Annotated in this window: 6 protein-coding genes; 1 reads left to right on the top strand and 5 read right to left on the bottom strand. The window is 66.2% G+C overall.

Annotated features, from left to right (window positions below):
- Window positions 1–101 precede the first annotated feature (101 nt).
- Complete coding sequence (locus E6J58_16300) at window positions 102–2462, top strand: hypothetical protein (GenBank protein TMB35742.1); 2361 nt, start codon at window positions 102–104, stop codon at window positions 2460–2462.
- A gap of 289 nt (window positions 2463–2751) precedes the next feature.
- Here the strand turns inward: E6J58_16300 and E6J58_16295 are convergent, their stop codons facing one another.
- The 5 genes from E6J58_16295 to E6J58_16275 all read right to left on the bottom strand — a co-directional run bounded on the left by E6J58_16295 (window position 2752) and on the right by E6J58_16275 (window position 7710).
- The gene (locus tag E6J58_16295) at window positions 2752–3732 is read right to left on the bottom strand and encodes a zinc-binding dehydrogenase (GenBank protein ID TMB35758.1); all 981 of its coding nucleotides are present in this window, start codon (window positions 3730–3732) and stop codon (window positions 2752–2754) included.
- Between the two features lie 65 nt (window positions 3733–3797).
- Complete coding sequence (locus E6J58_16290) at window positions 3798–4364, bottom strand: FAD-dependent oxidoreductase (GenBank protein TMB35741.1); 567 nt, start codon at window positions 4362–4364, stop codon at window positions 3798–3800.
- 278 nt (window positions 4365–4642) lie between these two features.
- Complete coding sequence (locus E6J58_16285) at window positions 4643–5227, bottom strand: hypothetical protein (GenBank protein TMB35740.1); 585 nt, start codon at window positions 5225–5227, stop codon at window positions 4643–4645.
- Between the two features lie 632 nt (window positions 5228–5859).
- The gene (locus tag E6J58_16280) at window positions 5860–6300 is read right to left on the bottom strand and encodes a cupin domain-containing protein (GenBank protein TMB35739.1); all 441 of its coding nucleotides are present in this window, start codon (window positions 6298–6300) and stop codon (window positions 5860–5862) included.
- 78 nt (window positions 6301–6378) lie between these two features.
- Window positions 6379–7710 (bottom strand): DUF1501 domain-containing protein, encoded by a 1332-nt coding sequence (locus tag E6J58_16275; protein ID TMB35757.1) that lies wholly within the window; start codon window positions 7708–7710, stop codon window positions 6379–6381.
- Window positions 7711–7718 lie beyond the last annotated feature (8 nt).

Here is a 7718-nt window from a genome sequence, read left to right as displayed (position 1 = left end):
CGTGCTTCCGCACTGATTGGCCGTCCGACCCCTCAGGTAGAAGCCGGGTAGAAAGAACCGGCAAGATCGAAATTTGGGCGTCGGCGAGGAGAAGTCGAGAGATGCTTCGAAACAACCAGCGAGGTGCATCGCAGCCGTGGCCCCGTCGCTCTGGCGAGGGCGAAGTGATCCAGCGGCCGTGGGTTCGAAAAGGCTCGTACGGCTCCGGGCTGATCGCAACGCTCTTCGTGGTGGTGTCGGCGCTGCTCGCCCCGGCGGCCGCGAAGGCGCAGGAGTCCGTCGGACTGGGTGGAGGCGGCGCGACCGGAGGGCCGGCGATCACTACGAACGGCGTCATGTTCGTCGCCTGCGACATGTTCGGGACCTATCGCAGCACGAATGCCGGGAAAGACTGGATGATGCTCGACGCGCGCGACGTGGTGAGCGCGGACGGAAGCGGCGTCTTCAGCGTTGCCGTCGATCCGCGGAACCCGAAGCACGTGTTCGCCTTCCATCCGNCTTCCGTCGCATGGACGCCCGGGCCGGCCGTTGCGTCGATGGCGATCTCCGCAGAGCAAAATCCGACTGTGCTTCTGGGCACCAACGGCGGCGTCTATCGGATTCAATCGTCGGGCGCGGGGTCATCGTGGCAGCACGTCGGATCGCTGTCCGAACCGGTGCTCAAGGTTCTGTTCGTCGCCGATGCCGGCAGTCCGACGGGCCAGCGCGCGTTTGTGGCGACTTCCGGCGGGATTCATCGCCTCGAAGAGGGCACTTCGAAAGCGGAGTGGAAGTCAGTCGCTCCTGCATCTGGATGGCCGGGCCCCGTCACCGACCTCGTCGGCGCGAGCGACTCCGTCCATTACGTCCTCTACGCCGCCGTCGGTCGTCAGAGCGTCTATCGGTACGACTCCGGCGGCATGCCTGCGGAGTGGCGGCAGTTCAAGGACTCCGATGAATGCTTCCAGCCCAATCTGCTCGGGATGCCCCGCAACGCCCTGAATACGGTGTACGCGACGTCGTCCTCGGGTTCCTGCCAGAAGCGGGCGGTGTTCAGAGGTTCTTTCGATGCGAAGAAGATGAGGTGGACTCCGGCATACGACGTGGGCACGGTCGCCGGCGGCTGGATGGAGAACTTCCCCGGTTATGGACGTGGATGGGGGTTTGGCGGTCCCGCTCGCGGCTTCGCCGTGCACCCGAGCGATCCGGATATCGCGGTGCTCACGAACCTGGGCGGCGTCTACGTCACGCTCAACGGCGGAAAGAGCTGGACCCAGCGCTACACCGCGCCGACGGAGCCGAATCGCGAGCTCTCCACGACGCGGTCGAATGGCCTCGACGTCACGACGGTGTGGAACCACTATCGCAGGGGAGCACGAACCTTCCTCGCCAATACCGACATCGGCATGGCCGTCCGGGACGACGGTGGACAGTGGGTTCCGATCAGTTCGGATGGAACGACGAGCTGGAATACGTTCTACGAGCTCGCGATCGACGCCGCGGGCGGGCGCATCTGGGCGGCGGTGTCCCAGGAGCACGACATCCCTTACGAGACCCAGCTCGACGACACCGCTCCGCGCAATCGGACCGGCGCTGTCCTGGTGTCGGTCGATTCCCCCCGCGACCGCGCCGGCCGGACCTGGACGCGAATGCGCACAGGCCCGAACCACGGCATTCTGCCTCCGGGCCCCGTCGTCTCTGTCCTCTATCGCGCGCCGCATCTCTACGCCTCCGTCTGGGGCGCCGGCGTCTTTCGCTCGACGCCCGATGCGGGCGGTGCGGGTGACTGGATTCGATGGGGCGCCCCCCCGAATACGAGCAACAAGCATTTCTACCAGCTGCACAGCGACGCCGGCGGGAACATCTACGTCGCGATGGCGGCGGAGAGGTCGTCCGCACCCTGCGCGAGCTCGACGCGAAAGGTGACGATGTACAGTCCCGGCGCGCTCTACCGCCTCGGGCCGTCGCCGGAATCTGCGTGGACTTTGCTGACGTCCGGATTGCCCCCCATCTCGCCGGTCGATTTCACCTTCGACCCCGGGCAGGCCGGAGTCCTGTATGTCGCGACCCGCGACACGCGATCGGGCGATCCGAAGACGTGCAAGCTGTCGACATGGGTCGACAACGCGGGCGTTGCCACGGGCGGCCTATGGAGACTGGTGGTGGATGGGTCCAGCAGTCAGCCTCCCGCTCACGTGTTGTCGATCGAGACGCCCAATGCCGGCGGCGGTGGACCGGTCGCCAGTCCGGACTACCAGCTCTCGCTGCAGGCCTTTTCTCCGGCATTCCTCGGAGACGCTCTTTACGTCGCAACGGTCGGTCACGGCGTCTTGCGCAGCTACGACCGAGGGAAGACGTGGAGCCGCGCCTTTCGCGGCCTGCCGTTCCTGGCGACGCAAAGGCTCGGCTTCGACAGCACCGGGACGATCTACGTCACCACGTTCGGCGGTGGGGCGTGGCTGCTGTTCTCCCCATCGTGGTAGCCGGCACACTCCGTGCGTCCCTGAAGCCGCGTGACCTCTGACTCCCGGACCGAGCCGGCCTCGAAGAGGCGCAGATATGCGCGCTCGTCAATTTCGGCGCATGCCCGGCCGGACCGCAGTGTTGCTCGTTACGGCGATCCACAAAGCACGGCATGATGCAGGAAGGTGGATCTCCGCCGGAGAATGCGTCGGCAGGATCGCGCAGCACTTCGTCAATGTCTGGCGACCGCTCCTGACCAAGCGATGCCCGCATCGGCCTCACTGACCGGGATCCCGGTGCGTAATCTCCTTAGGAGGGTTGACGGACGCGGACGACGAGCTTGCCTACCGCCTGGTTGTTCTCCATGGTCGCGTGCGCCTCCTGGATCTGCTCGAGCTCGTAGATCTTATGGATCGGCACCGAGAATCGTCCGGCCGCGACCGCGTCGAGGTAGCGCTGAAGGACGCCCTGCGGCAGGTCGCCGGCGTCGCCGCCGTAGCCGGTGAGACGCACGCCGCTGGGGATGTAGCCGATGGGGTAGAAGTCCGGCACGATCCATTGGTTCGAGACCATCCCGGTGGAGCAGACCGTGCCATGGACCCGGGTGGCTCGTAGCGAGTCCTTCAGCGTGGGCGTACCGACCAGCTCGAGAGTGGCGTCGACGCCGTTTGGAAATAGGGCGCGCACCTGCGGCGCGATCTCACCGCCGTCGAGGATCGGGTGCTCGATGCCGCGCTCCGCCAGTGAAGCGAGCCTTTCGCGGCGGCGAGTGGTGGCGAGAACCGTCGCCCCCATCTCGCGGGCCAGCGCGGCGGCGGCGAGCCCAACCGAGGAGGTCCCGCCTCGGATGAGCAGGCTCTGTCCGCGCTGCAGATCGAGACCGACGGTCAACGACCCGTAGGCCGTCTGCAGCATCTCGGGGAGTGCCCCGACCACTTCCCACGGCAGGTCGGTGCGGATCGGGATCACCTGCGATCCGGGCACCACCGTATACTGCGCGTAGCCCCCGTCGAAGACCCGGCCCATGCCGCCCATCATCGCGACCACTTGCTGGCCGGGGCGGAACGAGGTGCCCGGAGCGGCATCGACGACGCCGGCGCATTCGATGCCCGGTACGCGGGGGAGGGTGACGCCTTCCGCGAGTCCCAGGCGCAGGTGGAGCTCGGAGCGGTTCAGTCCGAAGGCCTCCACGCGGATGCGGACCCATCCCGCACTCGGTTGAGGTATGGGCAGGTCGCGCAGGTGCAACGCCGCGGGCGGGCCAGGCGCGTCGAGCTGGACGGCCTTCATCGTTCCCGGCTTGTTCATGGTTCGCGGCTCGCGTGTTTGAGGAAGGTGTAGTTGGCCTGAGCGGGTCAGGGCTTCAGTACATCGTGATCGACCCAACGGACGCCGTTGATCTCGCTGATCACATTGATGGCCACCCGGGCGCCGTCGCCGGCCGTCACGGCCACATGAACGCTCACCCCGGCCACGGTTCCTGCCGCCCAGATCCCCGGGACGTTCGTCCGCCCCGCGGGGTCGACAACCAGGACGGTCTTGATGCGCGGCTCGGTCGCAGGTCTGCTCTCGAGGCCGATCTTTGTGGCCAGATCGGCCGTGGCGCCGGTGGCGAGGATTACGTACCGGGCATGGAAGTCGCCCTGCTCGGTCACCAGCCTGAAGCCGTCTTCCGTCTTTTTCACGTCGGTCACGGCCCCCTTGATCAGCTCGGCGCCGAAATGCGCCGCCTGCCGATGCCCGGTGTCCACCAGATCGGGGCCTCGAATCTCCGGCACGCCATAGAAGTTGTAGACCATCGCGCGGCGGGTCATTCCCTTGTCGGCATCGATGAGAAGCGTCTTCTTCCCCGCCTTGGCAGTGAACAGTGCAGCGGTCGCTCCCGCGGGGCCCCCTCCGACGACGGCGACGTCATGGACCATCGATATTCTCCTCTTCCGACGACTCCGTCGCGAGCGGCACGATTGGACGCGATTCGATTTCCTCCAAGTTGCGCCGGAGATTTACATCGGATCGAATTCAGTACGCGAGCGTGAGGTAGGCTACCGGACCGACCGACGGTCTCCGAAGCCGAAGGCCACTGGTTCGAATCCAGTAGCGCGCGCCAACTCGCCCGTGTGAAGTGGTCAGGGCCGCCAGCTCGGACCCGACACCGCCGGTGATTGTCACGCCGCTGTACCCCGACGGATCGAGGGGCGGTTCAGTTCGAGGCGTCGTGGACGACGAGGTTCCCGCTCCCCCCACCCCCGCCGCCACCGAACGCTGCACAGAAGATCGGTGCCCGTGGCGCCATGAAGTACCAGTCCCAACGATCATCAGGCGGTGGGGAACCCGGGTTACCGAAATCGAAGATTCTCAGCGTTACATGCGTGGCCCCTTCGAACACCGGTGGAAGCGCTCCGTCGAGTGAGACGATGCGAGCCGCGACAAGGCCAATGTTGCCATTGACGAAGAGACACTCGACGTCACCTTTCACGTCAAAGAACAATTCCGGGAACGATACGGTGAGGCGCACGGTCCCCTTCGGGTTTTCACCTGGTGCGAGGGGCTCGCCTTGTTCGTCAAGGAGGGACGGACCGCTGTGCGCGCTGACGCGGAGATGCTGGAAAGCATCGCTGATGTACGTTACTTTCTTGCTGCCAACCACGAAGTCGTGCGCAGCATCGGGCGGCTCAGCGGGCGCGAGCTCGGCGAACTCGGGGTCCCAAGCGACGAGTTGGTCGAAGGTCGTTTGGAAGTCCAGGCCGGTGTCTGCCTTGACCGTCGGCGCCGTACCCGTCCACACGGCCCCAATGACAAGCGCTACAGAACACTTCCTCATGGTGCCTCCCCGTTGCGGAGACGTTTCCAATCGTGACCTCGGAGAAGTCCGAGGCTTCTCAAATGTATGAGTCGCAGCAGGAATGACAACACACGCTAGGACGACACTGAGGATTCAAGCGGCAGCCCCGCCCACCCCCGAGCAGCAGCCGGTAGACGGTCTGCGCGGCGCCGCTAGCGCTACGTGTTCCGTACAGCTGACCTGCTTCCCGAATCCGAGTCCGCCTGAAACGTGACTCCTCTGCCCAACTGACCGCACCGCAGAAACTGGTCCCACGATCTGACCGCCCTGCGGGATGGGTGTCGAGAAGCGTCGAATCGCTGGGGTCGCCGGCTTAACTCGCCCCGGGGCGAGTTGGCACGCTGAGTTGCGTATCGTGTCACTGGATCTCCCATGCATTCGCGAGGTGGACGGCTACGGTGCAGTCTGCGGAAACGGCGTCTGCGACGACTTCCCGGAGGACTGCGGGACCTGTCCGGCCAATTGCCCTCGCGGCGCCGGCCTGGCGTGCGTCGACCGGCATTGCGTGCCTCCCGCCGGGCCCTGAGGGAGGCCTGACCTCCGGCGCGCGGCACTCGCCGGAATGCAGCGGCAAGCTACTTCGGCGCAGGCGCGGACGCCGCGGTGTCCTTCACCATGGTAGCCAGCGGCTTCCCCTTCTCGACCACATAGGTGGCGAGCACTTTCGCCGGACCCTTGCCGACGTTCCTGGCGGCGTGGACGGTCTCCGGCGGGACGAAGAACGTATCTCCTGCCTTCAGCGTGGCGTTCGGTTTCCCCGCAATCTCCAATTCGAGGGTCCCTTCCAGCAGGTACCCGAACTCTTCGCCGGGATGCGTGTGCTTGCCGATCGACGCGCCTGGCTCGAATTCAGCACGGACCTGCACCGCTTCGCGTCCCGGAACGCCCAGGTCGTGCCGCTGCAGCTCAACCCTCTTGAAGCCGGGCTGCTGCGCCTTCAGCGAGCCGCTTGTCCAGGCACCGACGAGCGCCGCTGCTGCGCCGGCTACCGCCATCGTGAGTCTTCGTCGATTCATGATCGTTTCCCCCGTCCATCGAGCGCGGGGATGCTACACGCTTTGCGCGTCTTCCGGAACCCGCGCGCGCGCGAATCTCTAGAGGAATCCGAGTCGCGGATATGTGGCGCCGAGCATGGTGTCCGTCGCCGCGGAATCCTGTCCGAGCCACCGTTCGAGGACGGTGGCGTAGAGGCTCCTGAAGTCGACCGTGTACTTCATGTTCCCGTTGCGATCGAGGGTCGAGAGATCTGGATAGTCCCCGTAGAAGCCGCCGCGCACCGCCCGTCCGACGCAGAAGGAGAGGCCCGCGGTCCCGTGGTCCGTGCCCCCCTTGTTCTCCGCCACGCGCCGTCCGAATTCACTCCAGGCGAGGATCATCACGCGCTCCTGGGCGTTGCCGTCGGCAGTCTGGACGCTCGCGAGATCGTCGTAGAAGGCGCGGATCGATCCGCCCAGCGCGCGCATCAGGTTCGGGTGATCGACGGCCTGGTTGCTGTGCGTGTCCCAGCCTCCCAGGCGCGTGAAGAACACCTCGGTGGGCAGTCCCGCGGCCAGCATCTGCGCGATCAGTTTGAACTGGTTGGAGAGTGAGGAAGAGAGGTTGCCGCCGTCGAGGCGCTTGAGGGTGTAGTCCGCGTCGCCGGGATACGGGACGGACGGAGCCCGCGCCGGCAGGTTTCCGTTCGTTCCGAATCCGTTCTGCGCATCGAGGAACAGCTTTCCGGAGACCGCCGCCACGGCGTAGTCAGGGCCGGAAGCTGCATCAGTGGTGGTGGAGGTCACCGCCGCGGCGAAGCCGTCCTCGAGAAGCTGTGGAGCATAGGGCGAACCGATGCGACCGGAGCGGAGCCACGACGGATAGACGAAGCCGCTCGCGCTTGTGATGGAGACGAAGCTCCGCGACGTGCCGCGCAGCATGATCGGGCGGTCGGAGGTGACGGTGAGCCCGCGGAGCACGTCGCCGCGCGTGTCGAATGCGCCGTCTGCGAACCGCCCCAGCCATCCGGTGCCGGTGGGCTGCGCGGCGCCTTGTCCCCAGAGATCGATGGAGACGAAGTGCGAAAGGTTCGGGTTGTTCATGCCGATGCCCGGGATCCACGCGACCCTCCCCAGGGCGTCCAGCTCGGCCATGCCGGCGAAGTCCGCGTTGAGCCCCGCGCCGTTCGCGAGGCCGGAGAGGTGATCGATCGGGACTGCCAGGCTGGGGCGCTTCGATTGGTAGACGGAGCGGTCGTTGCCGGAGAGCGGCGGCATCATGTTGAGCCAATCGTTGCCGCCATCGATGTCGACCACCACCAGGATGGGCTTGGTCGGGATGGCGATCGGGGGCACCGGCTGGACACCAGGCGCGCTGGGCTTGCAGCCCACGGCAGCGAGAACGCCGGTCGCGCCTACGCCCTGGAGGAACCTGCGTCGCGTGATGGTCATCGCGGTCT

It is taken from the genome of Deltaproteobacteria bacterium (assembly GCA_005879535.1).
Taxonomy (GTDB): domain Bacteria; phylum Myxococcota; class Myxococcia; order Myxococcales; family 40CM-4-68-19; genus 40CM-4-68-19.
Note: the sequence above shows the minus strand (reverse complement) of the source record. Positions and strands in the feature narration are given on the sequence as shown.